Below are 17,644 nucleotides of genomic sequence, written 5' to 3' on the forward strand. Positions count from 1 at the left end.
TTGGTCCTTGGTCCTTGGTCCTTGGTCCTTGGTCCTTGGTCCTTGGTCCTTGGTCCTTGGTCCTTGGTCCTTGGTCCTTGGTCCTTGGTCCTTGGTCCTGCAGGAGCGTTCACTTATAGTGATACAACGTCAAGTTCTTCGCTCTTGTTCTTTCGCTGTTCCCGCTTTTCCTAGGGCCAGTTATTCCTAGGACCCATTATTGCTTTTCCTAGGTCCGAGGACCGGCTTTTCCTAGGGCCTTTGTAAAAAAACCCCAGCGCTTGGCCGGGGATTTTAAAGCAGCATCCGTTACTGAGCGGTCTGCTCATTCACCACTACACGCTTTGGCGCTAGCATGCCTTCGCGGTCGATGATACCGACACCGATAAACTCGCGTTCTTCACCGACGGTAATGCGTACCTGGGTACCTTCAGCCGGTACACGGCCTGCATTGACCGGGTTGCCGTTGCGGACAAAGATTGCGATCTGCGGGATGATGTTGACCTCCGGTAGGTCCTGTACAGCGGTGTCCATTGGCAATAGCAGCGGATCTAGCAGTTCAGAAGGCGCGATATCCTGGCCTTTGGCTTGCTCAAGCAGGGCTTCAAGTTGCTCAATGGTTACCATGCGCTCAACCGGGTAGTTGGAGACACCGGTACGGCGCAGGTAAGTCACGTGGGCGCCGCAACCTAGCATCTCGCCCAGATCATCAACGATGGTGCGGATGTAGGTGCCTTTCGACACATGCAGTTCCATTTCCACTTCGTTGTTGCTAAAGCGCAGCAACTCAACGGAATACACAGTGATCTTGCGCGACTCGCGCGGTACTTCAATCCCTTCGCGGGCGTACTCGTAAAGCTTGCGGCCCTGGTACTTCAGCGCCGAGTACATCGACGGGATCTGGTCGGTGGTACCGCGGAACTTGGCAATACAGCGCTCAAGCTGGCCGCGGTCAACTTTGACTTCGCGGGTCTGCACCACTTCACCGTCGGAGTCCGAGGTGTCGGTACGCTCACCCAGCTTGGCAATCACCCGGTAGCGCTTGTCCGAATCAAGCAGGAACTGGGAGAACTTGGTCGCTTCACCAAAGCAAATCGGCAGCATGCCTGTCGCTAGAGGATCCAAGGCACCGGTATGGCCGGCTTTCTGGGCAAAGAAGATACGCTTTACTTTCTGCAGCGTATCATTCGAGCTGATCCCAGTTGGCTTATCTACCAGGATCACACCATCAATAGGACGGCCCTTACGACGACGTGCCATCGATTACTCCTCGTCTTCTGCCTGTGGCTCATCGCCACGGCGTTCTTCATCTTCGCGTACAGCTTTAGACACTAGAGTCGAGATACGCATACCTTCGGTTAGTGACTTATCAAAGATGAAGTTTAGCTCAGGAGTAACACGCAGGCGGATCTGCTTGCCCAGTAGTGAGCGGATGTACGGTGCCATCTCGCGCAGTGCTTCCAGGCTGCCTTCAGGGGTTTGCTCGCCCACAGTCAGGAAGGTCACGTACACTTTGGCGTAACCCATATCGCGGGAAACGTCGACACTTGAAATAGTGGTCATGCCAATACGCGAGTCTTTGATCTCACGCTGCAGGATCACGGCCAGCTCCTTCTGAAGCTGCTGCGCAACACGCTGGGTGCGGCTAAATTCTTTAGACATTCATTGCCTCTCTTAGAGAAAGCTCTCTTGAAACAATGGGGAGCCGAAGCTCCCCATGGATTATTTTTATATCTTAGAGCAGGTTAGACCTTGAATATTAGTCAAGGGTACGCTGAACTTCGATGATTTCGTAAACTTCGATCTGGTCGCCGACACGAACATCGTTGTAGTTCTTAACGCCGATACCACACTCGTAGCCGTTCTTAACTTCTTGAACGTCGTCTTTGAAGCGGCGTAGTGACTCAAGCTCACCTTCGTAGATAACAACGTTATCACGCAGTACGCGGATTGGGTTGTTACGCTTGATGGTACCTTCAGTAACCATACAACCTGCGATAGCACCGATCTTAGGCGATTTGAATACGTCACGTACTTCAGCCAGACCAATGATTTCCTGCTTGAATTCAGGAGAAAGCATACCGCCCATCGCTGCTTTAACTTCGTCAATCAGCTGGTAGATGATTGAGTAGTAGCGAAGGTCAAGGTTCTCAGTCTCAACCGTACGTCGAGCTGATGCATCAGCACGAACGTTGAAGCCAAGGATGATAGCGTTAGAAGCTGCAGCAAGAACCGCGTCAGTTTCAGTAATACCACCAACACCAGAACCAACGATGTTAACTTTAACTTCTTCAGTTGATAGCTTACGTAGTGAGTCAGCAATCGCTTCAACAGAACCCTGTACGTCAGCTTTCAGTACAACGTTCAGCTCAGCAACTTCACCGGCAGCCATGTTAGAGAACATGTTTTCCAGCTTCGCTTTCTGCTGACGAGCCAGTTTAACGTCACGGAACTTGCCTTGGCGGTAAAGTGCAACTTCACGTGCTTTACGCTCGTCACGAACAACAGTCGCTTCGTCACCTGAAGACGGCACACCAGAAAGACCAAGGATCTCTACTGGGATAGAAGGACCGGCAGACTCGATTTCTTTACCAAGCTCGTCGCGCATTGCACGAACACGGCCATGCTCAAGACCACAAAGAACGATATCGCCCTTACGTAGCGTACCTTCCTGAACAAGAACAGTTGCAACAGGACCACGGCCCTTGTCTAGGCGAGATTCTACAACCACACCTTTTGCCATACCTTCAGCAACAGCAGTTAGCTCAAGAACTTCTGCTTGTAGAAGGATAGACTCAAGAAGACCATCGATGTTTGTACCCTGCTTAGCAGAGATATGAACGAAGATGTTCTCGCCGCCCCACTCTTCAGGAATAACGTCGTACTGAGCAAGCTCGTTCTTAACGTTGTCTGGGTTAGCGTCTTCTTTATCGATCTTGTTAACTGCAACGATCAGAGGTACACCTGCCGCTTTCGCGTGCTGGATTGCCTCAACAGTCTGTGGCATTACGCCATCGTCTGCAGCAACAACAAGAACAACGATATCTGTCGCTTGAGCACCACGAGCACGCATTGCGGTAAACGCGGCGTGTCCCGGAGTATCAAGGAAGGTGATCATACCGTTGTCAGTTTCAACGTGGTATGCACCGATGTGCTGGGTAATACCACCCGCTTCACCCGACGCAACGTGTGCTTTACGGATGTAGTCAAGGGTAGAGGTCTTACCGTGGTCAACGTGACCCATGATAGTTACAACCGGCGCACGAGGAACAACCGCTAGGTTTTCGTCACGGTCAGAAAGAACGGCTTCTTCCAGTTCGTTCTCTTTACGCAGGATAACTTTGTGGCCCATTTCTTCTGCTACTAGTGCAGCAGTTTCCTGGTCGATAACCTGGTTGATGGTTGCCATTGCACCCATCTTCATCATCACCTTGATAACTTCAACGCCTTTAACAGACATCTTGTTAGCAAGTTCAGAAACAACGATAGTCTCGCCGATTACAACATCTTGCTTGGCAACTGTCGCTGTTTTGTCGAAACCGTGCTGCATTGATGTTGGTTTAGCCATCTGCTGCTTGCCGCGACCACGCTGGTTACGACCACCGCGTGCATTGCGGTCGTCTTGCTTAGCACCCGCTTTTTTCTTCTTACGACGGCGACCGCCTTCTTCTTTACGGTCCTGTTCGTCTTCAGCTGCGCGAGCGTAGCTAGACGTTGTAGTATGGTAGTCTGCTTTATCCATATTACCTTTTTCCTGGTCAGGTTTTGACCAGTTCTTTTCATTCATTTCTGCCATTTTGCGTGCCTCTTCTAGCTGACGCTGACTCTCTTCTTCGGCTTTACGCTTGGCTTCCTCTTCCCGGCGACGTTGTAGCGCCTCAGCTTCTTTTTTAGCCTGTTCGTCAGCGGCGGCGCGTTTAGCTTTTTCTTCAGCCAAACGCTTATCTTCTGCGTCACGTTTCTGCTTGTCCTCAGCATTACGTTCGGCATTCTGTTCTGCATGTTGCTTAGCTTGTTCTTCAGCTAAACGCTTTTCTTCAGCAGCACGCTTAGCAGCTTCTTCCGCCTCGCGTTTTGCCAGCTCTTCTGCTTCACGCTTGGCAGCTTCTTCGGCTGCTCGCTGAGCGGCTTCTTCCGCTTCGCGCTGGGCTGCATCTTCAGCCTGGCGCTTCGCTTCTTCCGCGGCACGCTGTTCTTCTTCAAGCGCAGAACGCTTTACGTAGGTGCGCTTTTTGCGCACTTCTACCTGAACACTTTTATTTTTGCCACCTGAGCCCGAAACACTCAGCGTGCTTCGGGTCTTACGTTGCAAAGTAAGGCGTGTAGGAGCCTCGCCAGATGTGCTATCGCCACCATGTTCTTTCTTAAGGTGGGCCAATAGACTCTGTTTTTCTTGTTGGCTTACGCTATCTTCAGCTTTCTTGCTGATACCAGCATCGGCAAACTGTTGAAGCAAACGGTCAATCTGCGTGCCGATTTCCTCGGCAAGTGCTTTAACTGTAACCTCTGACATGCTGCTCCTCCCTTGCGATTAAATTTTATGCTTCGTCACTGAACCAGCAAATGTTACGAGCAGCCATGATTAGCTCGCCCGCTCTTGCTTCGTCGATACCTTCGATGTCAGTTAGATCGTCAGTACCTTGGTCAGCAAGATCTTCTAGCGTTGCAACGCCTTTAGCGGCCAGTTTGAACGCAAGTTCACGCTCCAAGCCTTCCAGGCCCAGTAGGTCTTCTGCAGGCTCAACACCTTCAAAAGATTCTTCCTGAGCAAGGGCTAGCGTGGTAAGCGCTTCTTTCGCACGGTTACGCAGCTCTTCAACAGTGTCTTCATCCAGACCTTCAACGCCCATCAGTTCGGCTACAGGAACGTAGGCGATTTCTTCTAGCGTCGTGAAGCCTTCTTCAACCAATACAGTGGCGAAGTCTTCGTCGATATCTAGGTGCTTAGTGAACACTTCGATAGACTCTTGGGCTTCTTCCTGGTGTTTCTTCTGAAGATCTTCAACAGTCATAACGTTCAGTTCCCAGCCAGTTAGCTGAGAAGCCAGACGTACGTTTTGACCACTGCGGCCGATTGCCTGAGCAAGGTTGTCCTTCTCAACAGCAATGTCCATAGTGTGGTTGTCTTCATCAACGATGATAGAGCTAACTTCTGCCGGTGCCATCGCGTTGATCACGAACTGAGCTGGGTTTTCGTCCCACAGTACGATATCGATACGCTCACCGCCTAGCTCGCCAGATACGGCCTGTACACGTGCACCACGCATACCAACACATGCACCCACAGGGTCGATGCGCTTGTCGTTAGTCTTTACAGCAATCTTGGCACGAGAACCTGGATCACGAGCAGCACCCATCAGTTCAATCATCTCTTCGCCGATTTCCGGCACTTCGATGCGGAATAGCTCTGATAGCATTTCAGGCTTAGAGCGAGTCATGAACAATTGGAAACCACGAGCTTCAGGCGCCACTTTGTAAAGTAGGCCACGAACACGGTCACCCGGGCGGAAGTTTTCACGTGGCAACTGGTCGTCACGCTGGATAACAGCTTCTGCATTGTTACCAAGGTCAATGATAACAGCATCGCGGTTAACTTTCTTTACTACACCGGTGATTAGCTCACCTTCGTTGTCAATAAATTGCTCAACGATCTGTGCACGCTCGGCTTCACGAACTTTCTGAACGATAACCTGCTTTGCAGTCTGGGTAGTAATACGGTCAAACGTTACTGATTCGATTTGGTCTTCAACAAAACCTTCTAGCTCGATGGTTTCATCATCAAACTTGGCCGCTTCCAAAGTGATTTCAAGCGTAGGCTGAGTCACTTCTTCAACTGCCTTCCAACGACGGAACGTTTCGAATTCGCCAGTTTTACGGTCGATAGCAACGCGTACATCGATTTCCGCTTCGTATTTTTTCTTCGTCGCTGTTGCCAGTGCGATCTCTAGTGCTTCAAAGATGCGCTCACGAGGTACAGCTTTTTCGTTGGATACCGCTTCAACGACAGCCAAGATTTCTTTGTTCATTTCTAATGCCCCAATTTTAGCGGTTAGAATTTTGGAACCAGGTTGGCCTTGGAAATATTGCTCAGTGCAAATGTTTCTTCATTGCCATCAACATTTAATGTGACAAGCTCGCCTTCAACTGCAACGATGTCACCTTTCCACTTACGACGGTTGCCCATCGCCATTTTCAACACCAGGCTGACCTCGTGGCCAATAAACTGCTGGTAATGTGCGGCTTTAAATAGCGGCCTTTCAAGACCCGGGGAAGAGACCTCCAGGTTATAGGCAACAGTGATAGGATCTTCAACGTCCATCACCGCGCTTACCTGGCGGCTAACTTCGGCACAATCGTCAACGGTAATGCCGTTTTCGTGATCGATAAATACACGCAGCGTCGAATGTTCGCCTGCACGAATAAATTCCAGACCGACAAGTTCATAGCCTGTCGCCGTTACTGGCGCTTCAAGCAGTTCGGTCAATTGCATCTCTAAAGCTGTCAAAACAACCCCCCGGAAACAAAAAAAGGGCTATAAAGCCCAGTAGATACCTGAATGGTCATGTTTCAGATAATAAAAAACCCCGAATTACGGGGTTTAATATCACTGGACCCTGATACCACAGCATATCGCTGTGATAGAAAAAACAACCTTACTAAGAATAGCTGTTTTTTCGGAAAGTGGTTGCGGGGGCCGGATTTGAACCGACGACCTTCGGGTTATGAGCCCGACGAGCTACCAAGCTGCTCCACCCCGCGTCCGTAATCTGACGGCGATTATATCGCCCAGACCTCACTCTTTCAAGCGAGTAATAATGGTGCCGAGAAGGGGACTTGAACCCCTACACCTTGCGGCACTAGCACCTCATGCTAGCGTGTCTACCAATTTCACCATCTCGGCTAAATTCTTTATTTACTCAGGAATGTCACTATTTACAGGTGCATTCTGAGTAGGCTCAACAACAACTTGTTCAGTTGCCGGAGCGCTTAGGTTTTCCCAACCACTGGTTTCGCCTGCTTTTTTAGCGCTCATGTTGCCAAGCACCAAGCTGATAACGAAAAAGATGGTCGCAAAAACTGCAGTCATTCGGGTCAGGAAGTTTCCAGAGCCGCTCGCGCCAAACAGGGTTCCTGATGCGCCAGCCCCAAATGAGGCTCCCATATCTGCGCCTTTACCTTGTTGAACCAAAACTAGGCCAATAACACCAAGCGCAGCCAACAGATAAATCACAAGTAGAATTTCGTACATGGGTTCCACCTATGGTTAAATTGTTGTGCCGGCTTTGCTTCAGCAGTGCCAGCGCACCCCTTCCATTAGGAGCGGAATGAATACTAGCGAAAGCCATCTTCACTGACAAGTAAAATTTCCTCGAAAACTCTGTTTCTTGAATTACTTGTCGAAGATTTAGGCAAAACCGACACCAGTCAGTCGAAATCAGGACAAAATCAGCAGCTTTCCTTCACGGCCTCGGCAATCAGCAGGGCTGACTCCTTGACCAGTGCAGCGTCTTCCCCTTCAACCATCACACGGATCAAAGGTTCTGTACCGGATTTACGCAGCAAAACACGTCCCTTATCCCCTAGTTTAGCCTCAACAGCAGCAGTTGCAGACAGAACTGCGTCTGATTCCAATGGGTTAGACTCACCGGCAAAACGTACGTTCTCCAGAACCTGTGGGTACATAGTGACCCCATCGGCCAACTCTTTCAGTGACATCTTGCTACCGACAATGGATGCCATCACCTGCAAGCCCGCAACAATGCCGTCACCCGTCGTCACTTTATCAAGCAAAATGACGTGACCCGAGTTCTCTGCACCGATCAGCCAACCGTGCTTTTTGAGCTCTTCCATCACGTAGCGGTCACCCACTTTAGCGCGAACAAACGGGATACCGAGGTTTTTCAGAGCATTTTCCATTCCTAGGTTGGTCATCAGCGTACCGACCACACCACCTTTGAGCTCACCACGGCGCAGGGCATCGCGGGCAATGATGTAAGCAATCTGGTCGCCGTCAACTTTGTTGCCTTCCTCATCAACCATGATCACACGGTCCCCATCACCATCTAGGGCAATACCGAAGTCTGCTTTCTCTTCCAGGACTTTGGCCTGCAGTGCTGCAACATCCGTTGCACCCACTTTGTCGTTGATGTTGGTACCGTTCGGCTCGCAACCGATAGTGATCACTTCAGCCCCTAGCTCTTTGAATACGCTAGGCGCAATGTGGTAGGTCGCACCGTGGGCACAGTCGACAATGATTTTATAGCCCGCCAAGTCATACTTGCTCGGGAAGGTCCCCTTACAAAACTCGATATAACGACCGGCTGCATCATTGATGCGGTAGGCCTTACCCAACATAGCCGACTCGACACATGTCAACGGCTTGTCCAACTCTGCTTCAATCGCCAACTCAACCTCATCAGGAAGCTTGGTCCCTTCTGACGAGAAGAACTTAATACCGTTATCGTAATAAGGGTTGTGTGAAGCTGAAATCACAATACCGGCTTCAGCACGGAAAGTACGGGTAAGGTACGCAACTGCCGGGGTTGGCATCGGGCCTGTAAATGCGGCCTGCAAGCCTGCTGCCGCCAAACCGGCTTCCAATGCAGACTCCAACATATAGCCAGAGATACGGGTATCTTTACCGATGATTACTTTCTTGGTGCCCTGCTGGGACAAGACTCGGCCGGCAGCCCAACCTAGTTTCAACACAAAATCTGGAGTAATTGGTCCTTTGCCCACTAAACCACGAATACCATCGGTACCAAAGTACTTACGCTCAGCCATTATCTGCTCCTAGCAATATTTCTATCTTCAACCTAGCCTGAGAAGGTTACTTATCCCGGTATTGGGACAGCGTCATCTCGCACACCTTAAGGACGTCCACCGTCTCTTTCGCATCATGGACCCGGATGATCTGGGCCCCTTTCATCGCTGCTATTGCGGCACAGGCAAGGCTTCCAGCCATACAATCGGCTGGTTGTTTGTTTAATAATTTGAATACCATCGACTTTCGCGACATCCCCACTAAAAGTGGCAAGCCGAAGCGATGGAAGTCATCAAGGTGAGCAAGCAACTGGTAATTATGCTCTAGGGTTTTGCCAAACCCGTAGCCGGGATCGAGCAGTAGCTGCTCGCGCGCTATCCCAACTTGCTCACAGGCAGTGATTCGTTCCGCCAGGAAGTCACCGACATCGGCGATGACATCTTGATATGACGGTTGATGCTGCATTGTACGCGGTTGCCCTTGCATATGCATTATACAAATTGGCACACCGGCACCGGCTGCCGCCTGTAACGCTCCCGGCTCCTGAAGGGCTCGGACATCATTGATGAGATCGGCACCGGCACTCACCGCTTCGGTCATCACCTTCGCTTTACTGGTATCGATCGAGATCCAGCAATCAAAGCGCTGACGTAACGCCTCAATAACCGGTACTACCCGGTCAAGCTCTTGCTCGAGAGAAACATCATCAGCCCCAGGGCGGGTAGACTCACCGCCGATATCCAAAATCGACGTCCCTGCGGCAAGCATTTCCTCAGCATGGCGCAAGGCTGCATCCATCTGGTTGAAGCGGCCGCCATCTGAAAATGAATCCGGCGTAACGTTCAAAATCCCCATGGTGTGGGGGCGAGAGAGATCTAACGTTTTTGATTTGCTCTTGAGGATCAACTTGTCTGCTCCTAGGCCATAAATCTAGGTGTTATAACACTTGGTATTTAGCGATGGATGTTATAGATACAAAAAACCCCGAGCAAGGTCGGGGTTTTTGATTAGCGTCTAACGATTAAGCCTGTGGCTTGTCGTCTTCTTTGTTCTGCACTGGTTGCTGTGCTTCAGGAGCTTGCTCAGGTTTTACTTCTGCTTTTGGTTCAGCAGGTGCTTCCTGTTGCTCACTTTGCTGCTCGGGAGCAGCATCGCCAGCTTTCAGGGTGTCATTCTCATCACCCCAGCCCTTCGGCGCACGGATTTCAGTTTTGCGATCCATCAAGTCATCAATCTGACCAGCATCGATGGTTTCGTACTTCATCAGCGCATCTTTCATCGCATGCATGATATCCATGTTTTGCTCAAGGATTTCACGAGCACGCTCGTAGTTGCGGTCAATGATAGCGCGAACTTCGTTATCGATAAGCTTCGCCGTATCGTCTGACATGTGCTTGCTCTGCGTGACTGAACGGCCTAGGAATACCTCGCCTTCATCTTCTGCATACAGCAATGGACCCAATTTTTCAGAGAAACCCCACTGGGTCACCATCTTACGCGCGATATCTGTCGCACGCTCGATATCGTTTGATGCACCAGTAGATACCTTGTCGACACCGTAGATAAGCTCTTCTGCCAAGCGACCACCGTATAGGCTCGAAATCATTGACTCCAAGAACTCACGGGAGTGGCTGACACGGTCTTGCTCAGGCAGGTACATGGTCACACCCAATGCACGGCCACGAGGAATGATCGAGACCTTGTACACAGGATCGTGATCCGGTACTAGGCGGCCGATGATTGCGTGTCCCGCTTCGTGGTATGCGGTCGATTCTTTCTGATCTTCAGACATCACCATAGACTTGCGCTCTGCGCCCATCATGATTTTGTCTTTCGCCAGTTCGAACTCAACCATAGAAACCGTACGCTTGTTACCACGGGCAGCAAACAGGGCCGCTTCGTTAACAAGGTTAGCCAGATCAGCACCAGAGAAACCCGGAGTACCACGAGCGATAAGCTCAGGTTTCACATCACCGTCGAGCGGCACTTTACGCATGTGAACTTTCAGGATTTGCTCACGGCCACGAACGTCTGGCAAGCCTACTACTACCTGGCGGTCGAAACGACCAGGACGCAATAGTGCTGGGTCCAATACGTCAGGACGGTTAGTTGCGGCGATAACGATGATACCTTCGTTACCCTCGAAACCATCCATTTCAACCAGCATCTGGTTCAAGGTCTGCTCACGCTCATCGTGACCACCACCCACACCAGCACCACGCTGACGGCCTACCGCATCGATCTCATCGATAAAGATGATACAAGGGGCAGCTTTCTTTGCCTGCTCGAACATGTCACGGACACGGGATGCACCCACACCGACGAACATTTCTACGAAATCAGAACCTGAGATAGTAAAGAACGGTACTTTCGCTTCACCGGCAATGGCTTTCGCCAACAAGGTTTTACCCGTACCAGGAGGACCAACCATCAGAACACCGGTTGGGATCTTACCACCCAGCTTCTGGAAACGGCTTGGATCACGTAGGTAGTCAACCAGCTCCTTCACGTCTTCTTTGGCTTCATCACAACCCGCTACATCAGCAAAGGTTGTTTTGATCTGGTCTTCACTCATCATACGAGCCTTGGATTTACCGAACGACATGGCACCTTTGCCACCGCCGCCCTGCATTTGGCGCATGAAGAAGATCCAGACACCGATGAGCAATAGCATCGGGAACCAGGAAATAAAGATTGAGGCCAGTAGGCTTGGCTCCTCAGGCGGAGTACCCATGACCTTTACGTTAGCGTTAATAAGGTCGTCTAACAGCTTTTGGTCGTTAACGACAGGTAGATAAGTGACGTATCGCGTGTTATCACGTTTGAATACGGTAATTTCACGATCATTGAATCGCACTTCCCTTATCTGATCCTGACCGATTTCACGGACAAAGGTTGTATAGTCGACTTGACGGCCAGCACTATCACCGGGACCGAAGCTCTGGAATACAGACATCAGAACCACAGCGATGACCAACCACAAAATCAAGTTTTTTGCCATGTCACTCAAGGTGTTAACCCCGCGATAACTAATAGATGAATTTAGGGTACTACAGTTTGTAACCTGTAGCTACAATATATACCTCACGAGAGCGATCTCGTGACGAATCTGGCTTACGAATTTTGACCACTTTAAACATACTACGCACTTCTGCCAGATATTGGTCAAAGCCTTCACCTTGGAAAACTTTTACCGCAAAGCTGCCATTAGGCGCAAGTACCTGTCTACACATATCTAATGCTAGTTCAACAAGATACATAGCTCTAGGCTGATCAGAAGCCAAGTTGCCACTCATGTTCGGTGCCATGTCAGATAACACAACATCAACCATGTCTGGCTGGATACGCTCAAGCAGTGCATCCAAGACCGCTTCTTCGCGGAAATCCCCTTGCAGGAAGCTCACACCAGGCAGTGAGTCCATTGGTAGGATGTCACAGGCAATCACCTGCCCTTCATCACCAACAACTTCAGCCGCATACTGAGACCACCCACCAGGAGCCGCTCCCAAGTCAACCACCGTCATACCGGGTTTCAGGAGTTTGTCTTTATTTTGGATTTCTTCAATTTTGAAAATCGCGCGGGAACGGTAGCCCTTTTTTTGCGCTTCTAGAACATACTTGTCATCAAAATGTTCTTTCAGCCATCGGCCAGAGCTGCCCGAATGTTTTTTCTTACTCATGATTTACCTAATGAGTTTGGGTACTTATCAAGTATACTCAGCAACACCACAAATGGCGTATACTAAACAAATTAGTCTTCTAGACTATATGGCGTTAGAATACGCGGTTTTCAACCCTAATTTAATAATAGAGCCGACATGAATCTAAGCACCAAGCAGAAGCAATACCTTAAAGGTCTTGCCCACAACCTAAAGCCAGTTGTCCTAATGGGCGCAAATGGCCTGACAGAAGCCGTGATTGCCGAGATTGAACTGGCACTTAACCACCACGAGCTTATCAAGGTTAAAGTGGCTGCTGAAGAGCGCGAGACTAAGGTTTTGATCGTTGACGCAATTGTACGCGAAACCAAGGCAGAGAAAGTCCAGGTTATCGGTAAAACTCTGGTTCTTTACCGCCAGAGCGAAGAGCGCAAGATCGAGCTTCCTCGCAAATAAAAAAGGCCGCCGCTGCGGCCTTTTTTATGCCTGAATCATGGCACGGAATGCCATGATCCATTCTTTACAGATACATTTAATAACAATTTCGTGTGATTAAATGTAAGCCACTTCCGCAATTTCGAACTCGCGTGCACCACCTGGTGTAGTGATTGTCACTTCGTCGTCCTGCATTTTGCCGATAAGGCCACGGGCAATCGGTGAATTCACTGAAATGCGACCCGCTTTGATTTCTGCTTCGTCATCACCCACGATTTGGTAAGTCACTTCTTCGTCGGTATCCACATCAATCAAGGTAACTGTCGTACCAAAAATCACCTTACCGGTGTTCTGCATCTTGGTTACATCGATTACCTGAGCCACAGACAACTTGTATTCGATATCACGGATCTGCGCTTCACAGATACCCTGCTCTTCACGGGCAGCGTGGTATTCCGCATTTTCTTTCAGATCACCCAACTCACGCGCCTCACCAATGGCCTGTGAAATGATCGGGCGACGCTTAATTAGTACTTCCAGTTCTTCACGTAGCAGCTTCTCGCCGCGTACCGTCATTGGAATCTTATCCATAACTCTTATTACCTCAACGCCCGTATAGCCACTGCTATAAAAGGCAAAACAAAGCCAGCCCGACGACTTGGCCGAACTAGACGATTACTAATGGGAACACTTCATTCTAAACAAAGATGCCAAAGAGATCACCCTTGTTCATTCAGCGGCATACTTTTGGTTACAGGCGCTATCGCAGCGGCGGGAAATCATAAAAATTTCACAAACCATAGGCCTAGCGCATACAGGTTAAAAATTATGCGCCAAAGATCACAAAATCACGCAATAAAACAATTTCACCCACCTAAAAGCACCACAAACAAACCCTAAAAATAGCTAAAAAACGCCACCAAGGGCGAACTTTTTTGATCGAAGGTAACCACCTGATATCTCATGCATTAACCACCTCACCCCACTTGGAAATCATTGAAATAAAGTATTTTTCAGTTTTTTTTACTAACAGATCGGGCCAGAGACCAGTAAAAAGAACAGCATGCATTTAGCACAGATATGCATACAACAAAAAATTCCAAAAGGATTCGACAATGAACAAGAAACTGATTGCTCTAGCAGTAGCAGCAGCATCTATCTCTTCTGTAGCAAACGCAGCAGAAGTTTACTCTGACGAAACTTCTAGCCTAGCAGTAGGCGGCCGTTTTGAAGCTCGTGCTCTAATGTCTGACAACGATGCTGGTGACAGCAAAGTTACTGACAAAACTCGTGTTCGTGTAAACATTGCTGGTAAAACAGACATCACTGACACTGTATACGCTACTGGTTTCTGGGAAGGCGAATACACTGACGGTAACGAAGTAAACAACCGTCACCTAAACGCGGGTATCGGCGGTGACTTCGGTCAGGTTCGCTACGGTAAGACTGACGGTTCTCTAGGCATGATCACTGACTTCACTGATATCATGTCTTACCACGGTAACGAAGCGGGCGGCAAAATTGGCGCTGCTGACCGTATTGGTAACAACCTAGCATACGTTGGTTCTTTCGACCTAGGTGGCGACAACCTAACAGTTAAAGCTAACTACGTGTTTAACGGTGACAACGAGCTTGATAACGGCACAACTTACGATGTCGATGGTTACTCTGTTGGTGGTATCTACGCAATGGACATGGGTCTAGCGTTCGGTGCTGGTTACGGTGAGCAAGACAATGAAGATCTTGATACAGAGAAAAACGCATTCGGTGCTATCTCGTACACTTACGGTGACTTCTACGTAGCAGGTCTATACCAAGACTCTCGTAACACTGAAGCTGACAAAGTACGCGGTTACGAATTTGCTGCAGCCTACACTTACGGCAAAACTGTATTCGTAGCAACTTACAACTACCTAGAAGATGCTGACGCTTCTTCTAACGAAGCACTAGCTGACTCTATCGCTATCGATGCGACTCACTACTTCAACAAGAACTTCCGCGCTTACGCGTCTTACAAGTTCAACAACCTAAGCCTATCTGATGCAGGCGCAGAGACTCGTGCAGACACTTCTGACGAGTTCGTTCTAGGTGCACGTTACGACTTCTAATCCTTCTTGGATATAGAGTTTTAACACAGCCTTTTCTAAACACCGGCCTTCTGGCCGGTGTTTTTTTATGCTTTTTTTCCTAGAAACCGCAAAAGACATTTATTTATCAATACACTTCCAACGTCTCCAATAAGCTTGCTGATCTCTGACTTTTTATCTGCCTAATATTGTTTATCATGGGGACAGTAATGTACTCACTCCCTATTCTATAGAAGGCCACCGATGCGTCTGCCATTTCGTCTCTTGCTACTATCAGCAAGCCTAACCGTATTTCCTCATGTGGCCCTTGCAGAACAAGCCACAACAGATCAGCCTACAACTCCAGTTGCGCTCAAAGGTTATCAACCCGACTTTAAAGCACTGCCCTACGGTCACGACACCGCATTGCTCATCACGGATGCCAAAACCGGCAACACGCTTTTTTCTCAGCGAGATGCACGATATCAGCCACCAGCCAGTACCCAGAAAATGGTTACCGCCCTTGCTGCCCAACTTTATCTTGGCAAAGATTTCCGCTTCATCACCCAGCTAGAGCAGCAAAATAGCAATGTGGTAGTGCGTTTTAGTGGTGACCCTTCGTTATCACGCCAGCAACTCTCGGTTTTGCTAAGCAAGCTTAAGGCACACTCAGGCTCCACCATTAAAGGGGACCTGCTGCTCAATGGCAGCCAGTTCAGTGGTTACGAGCAAGCACCAGGCTGGCCGTGGGATATATTAGGTGTGTGTTACAGCGCACCTTCGAGCAGCCTGAGCCTAGAGCACAACTGCGTACAAGGGGCGCTATATAGCAACCGTAATGTCGGTGATACCACCAGGGTAAATATTCCGAGCCACCAACCGCTGAAAGTTACAACAGATGCACTGGTGACGACCAAAGAGCGCCAGAAAGCCACTCACTGCGACCTCGAGTTAACAGACAAGGGAAACAACCACTACCACCTAAGCGGCTGCCTAGTTAAGCGAGACACCCCCCTGCCTCTCAATTTTGCGGTGCAAGATACTGAGGCCTATATCAGCAAGGTAATAAGAGCAGAGCTCAAACGACTGGGTATTAAGCTAGAAGGTGATATCAAACGTGACGACAATGCCAAGGGCAAAGTCATTGCCAGCCACCGCTCAGCCCCGCTTAATGAGTTGCTCAACACTATGGTTAAAAATTCCGACAACCTGTATGCGGATAACATCGCCAAAACGATTGGTGCCAAGTACTTCAAGCAACCGGGCAGTTTTACCAATGGTAGCAAGGCGATCAAAGCTATATTGAAAGAGAAAGCCGATATAGATCTAGAACGAGCAGTTATCGTTGATGGCTCGGGCCTATCGCGCAACAACCGAATGACAGCCAGCCAGATGATGGAAGTGATCACTTACATCAACAATAATGACGACACGCTCAACCTACTAACGACTATGCCCGTCAGCGGCCAAAGCGGCACTTTGCGCTACCGCCAGAGTATCCGCCACAAACCATTGCAAGGAAGGATCCACGCCAAGAGTGGTTCACTCTATGGCACGTACAACCTGGCAGGCCTTATCAAGACCCAATCAGGCAAGACTTTGCTGTTTGTCCAGATGGTAAGTAACTACTTCCCGCCGGAGCGTGATGATAGCCTACCTGCGATTGCCCCACCGATCGAAACCTTCGAACGCACCCTTTACCGGGGCTTATACCAGCAGTACTGATGAAGTAGAAACGCTAAACACAAAAAAAAGCGAGAGGCTCATCACCTCTCGCTTTTTTCAGGTTCATATCTTTAGCTTGCTAGGCAAGGCCAAGGAAGGCATTTACCGTCTTGAAGTAGATGATCATACCGGTGATATCCACTACTGAGGCCAATACCGGGCTCACCAGAACCGCAGGGTCAAGCTTGGCAGCACGAGCAATCATCGGCAAGACACCACCAACAGTCGTCGACAGGACGACCTGCAGTGAGATAGCGACACCAATGGCCATGGCAATGTCCATCAACTCCATCCCGATAGGCAAGGAAGAGCCATCACTAAACATCATCACACGGCCCATAATAACAGCAGCCAACACACCGGCGATCATCAAGGCAACACGGAATTCCTTCCACAATACCTTGGCCCAATCCCGGCACCGTATCTCTTCCATTGCCAGCGCACGAACCACCAAGGTAGCCGCCTGCGAACCGGTGTTACCACCAGCTGCTGCAATCACCGGCATGTAAACTGCCAGCAACACCAGTTGGCTCAAGGTATCTTCGTAATGCGAGATAATCAGGCCAGAAACAATACCCAGCAATGCCAGACCAACAATCCAGCCAATACGCTCGCGTACATGGCTAAATACACTGTTTTGCAGGTAGTGGCCCGCTGGCTCTGCTTCAGAGCAGATCAGACCAAGGCCGTTCGCCAAATGGCGCATACATACTTCTTCGTCCATTTCATCCAGCAGATCCAACAGGGTCTGCACGTGACGTAACGGCATTTCACTCAAAATCGCAATCGCTTCTGAAATTGGCATCTTGACCAACAGTTTGGCCTGCTCATCAATGTCATATTTCATAAACGCGTTGCGTGCAGCCAGAACATCGTTCTGAGCTAGTTCTTCATTTACCAGTGCAGCATCGGCTGCATAGTTCATTACCGTCATGGCGAATCTCCCGATTAGCTAGGTCACGGCAACGACCACCAGAACACGCCATACAACGCAATGAATGTGCTAGTCCCTACCT

General features: G+C 49.5%; 15 protein-coding genes and 2 tRNA genes. 3 read left to right on the plus strand and 14 right to left on the minus strand.

Annotated features, from left to right (window positions below):
- Nucleotides 1-288 precede the first annotated feature (288 nt).
- The 12 genes from truB to rlmE all read right to left on the minus strand — a co-directional run bounded on the left by truB (nucleotide 289) and on the right by rlmE (nucleotide 12,423).
- Nucleotides 289-1,239 carry a tRNA pseudouridine(55) synthase TruB gene (gene truB, locus BIZ37_RS14175; protein WP_187462062.1) on the minus strand — a complete coding sequence of 317 codons (951 nt, stop codon included), beginning with the start codon at nucleotides 1,237-1,239 and terminating at the stop codon, nucleotides 289-291.
- Between the two features lie 3 nt (nucleotides 1,240-1,242).
- Complete coding sequence (gene rbfA, locus BIZ37_RS14180; protein WP_039469658.1) at nucleotides 1,243-1,641, minus strand: 30S ribosome-binding factor RbfA; 399 nt, start codon at nucleotides 1,639-1,641, stop codon at nucleotides 1,243-1,245.
- A 97-nt stretch (nucleotides 1,642-1,738) separates the two neighbouring features.
- Nucleotides 1,739-4,492 carry a translation initiation factor IF-2 gene (gene infB, locus BIZ37_RS14185; protein ID WP_187462063.1) on the minus strand — a complete coding sequence of 918 codons (2,754 nt, stop codon included), beginning with the start codon at nucleotides 4,490-4,492 and terminating at the stop codon, nucleotides 1,739-1,741.
- Nucleotides 4,493-4,517: 25 nt separating this feature from the next.
- Nucleotides 4,518-6,005, minus strand: a complete 1,488-nt coding sequence (gene nusA / locus BIZ37_RS14190; protein ID WP_107300344.1) for a transcription termination factor NusA — start codon at nucleotides 6,003-6,005, stop codon at nucleotides 4,518-4,520.
- Nucleotides 6,006-6,028: 23 nt separating this feature from the next.
- Nucleotides 6,029-6,484 carry a ribosome maturation factor RimP gene (rimP, locus tag BIZ37_RS14195; RefSeq protein ID WP_107300345.1) on the minus strand — a complete coding sequence of 152 codons (456 nt, stop codon included), beginning with the start codon at nucleotides 6,482-6,484 and terminating at the stop codon, nucleotides 6,029-6,031.
- 177 nt (nucleotides 6,485-6,661) lie between these two features.
- Nucleotides 6,662-6,738, minus strand: a tRNA-Met gene (locus tag BIZ37_RS14200).
- Nucleotides 6,739-6,795: 57 nt separating this feature from the next.
- Nucleotides 6,796-6,880: transfer RNA gene (locus BIZ37_RS14205), tRNA-Leu, on the minus strand.
- A 12-nt stretch (nucleotides 6,881-6,892) separates the two neighbouring features.
- Nucleotides 6,893-7,228, minus strand: a complete 336-nt coding sequence (gene secG / locus BIZ37_RS14210) for a preprotein translocase subunit SecG (protein ID WP_107300346.1) — start codon at nucleotides 7,226-7,228, stop codon at nucleotides 6,893-6,895.
- Nucleotides 7,229-7,425: 197 nt separating this feature from the next.
- Nucleotides 7,426-8,763, minus strand: a complete 1,338-nt coding sequence (gene glmM, locus BIZ37_RS14215) for a phosphoglucosamine mutase (protein ID WP_107300347.1) — start codon at nucleotides 8,761-8,763, stop codon at nucleotides 7,426-7,428.
- Nucleotides 8,764-8,809: 46 nt separating this feature from the next.
- A complete protein-coding gene (gene folP, locus BIZ37_RS14220; RefSeq protein ID WP_187462064.1) occupies nucleotides 8,810-9,649 on the minus strand; it encodes a dihydropteroate synthase in 840 nt (279 codons plus the stop codon).
- Nucleotides 9,650-9,764: 115 nt separating this feature from the next.
- Nucleotides 9,765-11,744, minus strand: coding sequence for an ATP-dependent zinc metalloprotease FtsH (gene ftsH / locus BIZ37_RS14225; protein ID WP_107300349.1), 1,980 nt, complete (start codon nucleotides 11,742-11,744; stop codon nucleotides 9,765-9,767).
- Nucleotides 11,745-11,793: 49 nt separating this feature from the next.
- Nucleotides 11,794-12,423, minus strand: coding sequence for a 23S rRNA (uridine(2552)-2'-O)-methyltransferase RlmE (gene rlmE, locus BIZ37_RS14230; protein WP_039469641.1), 630 nt, complete (start codon nucleotides 12,421-12,423; stop codon nucleotides 11,794-11,796).
- A gap of 138 nt (nucleotides 12,424-12,561) precedes the next feature.
- On the opposite strand from rlmE, the gene yhbY reads away from it, so the two are divergent.
- Nucleotides 12,562-12,858, plus strand: a complete 297-nt coding sequence (yhbY, locus tag BIZ37_RS14235; protein WP_107300350.1) for a ribosome assembly RNA-binding protein YhbY — start codon at nucleotides 12,562-12,564, stop codon at nucleotides 12,856-12,858.
- A gap of 96 nt (nucleotides 12,859-12,954) precedes the next feature.
- Here yhbY and greA read toward each other — a convergent pair whose 3' ends face one another.
- Nucleotides 12,955-13,428, minus strand: a complete 474-nt coding sequence (gene greA, locus BIZ37_RS14240; RefSeq protein ID WP_187462065.1) for a transcription elongation factor GreA — start codon at nucleotides 13,426-13,428, stop codon at nucleotides 12,955-12,957.
- Nucleotides 13,429-13,952: 524 nt separating this feature from the next.
- Here greA and BIZ37_RS14245 point away from each other — a divergent pair.
- The gene (locus BIZ37_RS14245) at nucleotides 13,953-14,945 is read left to right on the plus strand and encodes a porin (RefSeq protein ID WP_187462066.1); all 993 of its coding nucleotides are present in this window, start codon (nucleotides 13,953-13,955) and stop codon (nucleotides 14,943-14,945) included.
- Nucleotides 14,946-15,167: 222 nt separating this feature from the next.
- Nucleotides 15,168-16,628 (plus strand): serine-type D-Ala-D-Ala carboxypeptidase, encoded by a 1,461-nt coding sequence (gene dacB, locus BIZ37_RS14250; RefSeq protein ID WP_187462067.1) that lies wholly within the window; start codon nucleotides 15,168-15,170, stop codon nucleotides 16,626-16,628.
- Nucleotides 16,629-16,707: 79 nt separating this feature from the next.
- On the opposite strand, the gene BIZ37_RS14255 is transcribed toward dacB, so the two are convergent.
- Complete coding sequence (locus BIZ37_RS14255) at nucleotides 16,708-17,562, minus strand: magnesium transporter (RefSeq protein ID WP_039469631.1); 855 nt, start codon at nucleotides 17,560-17,562, stop codon at nucleotides 16,708-16,710.
- Nucleotides 17,563-17,644 lie beyond the last annotated feature (82 nt).

Source organism: Photobacterium sp. BZF1, from assembly GCF_014349205.1.
Taxonomy (GTDB): Bacteria; Pseudomonadota; Gammaproteobacteria; order Enterobacterales; family Vibrionaceae; genus Photobacterium.

Excerpts from the sequence above, each read along its gene's own strand:
- rlmE (WP_039469641.1), bottom strand. The coding sequence starts at position 12,423 with ATGAGTAAGAAAAAACATTCGGGCAGCTCTGGCCGATGGCTGAAAGAA.
- infB (WP_187462063.1), bottom strand. The coding sequence starts at position 4,492 with ATGTCAGAGGTTACAGTTAAAGCACTTGCCGAGGAAATCGGCACGCAG.
- greA (WP_187462065.1), bottom strand. The coding sequence starts at position 13,428 with ATGGATAAGATTCCAATGACGGTACGCGGCGAGAAGCTGCTACGTGAA.
- glmM (WP_107300347.1), bottom strand. The coding sequence starts at position 8,763 with ATGGCTGAGCGTAAGTACTTTGGTACCGATGGTATTCGTGGTTTAGTG.
- nusA (WP_107300344.1), bottom strand. The coding sequence starts at position 6,005 with ATGAACAAAGAAATCTTGGCTGTCGTTGAAGCGGTATCCAACGAAAAA.
- dacB (WP_187462067.1), top strand. The coding sequence starts at position 15,168 with ATGCGTCTGCCATTTCGTCTCTTGCTACTATCAGCAAGCCTAACCGTA.
- BIZ37_RS14245 (WP_187462066.1), top strand. The coding sequence starts at position 13,953 with ATGAACAAGAAACTGATTGCTCTAGCAGTAGCAGCAGCATCTATCTCT.
- secG (WP_107300346.1), bottom strand. The coding sequence starts at position 7,228 with ATGTACGAAATTCTACTTGTGATTTATCTGTTGGCTGCGCTTGGTGTT.
- rbfA (WP_039469658.1), bottom strand. The coding sequence starts at position 1,641 with ATGTCTAAAGAATTTAGCCGCACCCAGCGTGTTGCGCAGCAGCTTCAG.
- ftsH (WP_107300349.1), bottom strand. The coding sequence starts at position 11,744 with ATGGCAAAAAACTTGATTTTGTGGTTGGTCATCGCTGTGGTTCTGATG.
- truB (WP_187462062.1), bottom strand. The coding sequence starts at position 1,239 with ATGGCACGTCGTCGTAAGGGCCGTCCTATTGATGGTGTGATCCTGGTA.
- BIZ37_RS14255 (WP_039469631.1), bottom strand. The coding sequence starts at position 17,562 with ATGACGGTAATGAACTATGCAGCCGATGCTGCACTGGTAAATGAAGAA.
- yhbY (WP_107300350.1), top strand. The coding sequence starts at position 12,562 with ATGAATCTAAGCACCAAGCAGAAGCAATACCTTAAAGGTCTTGCCCAC.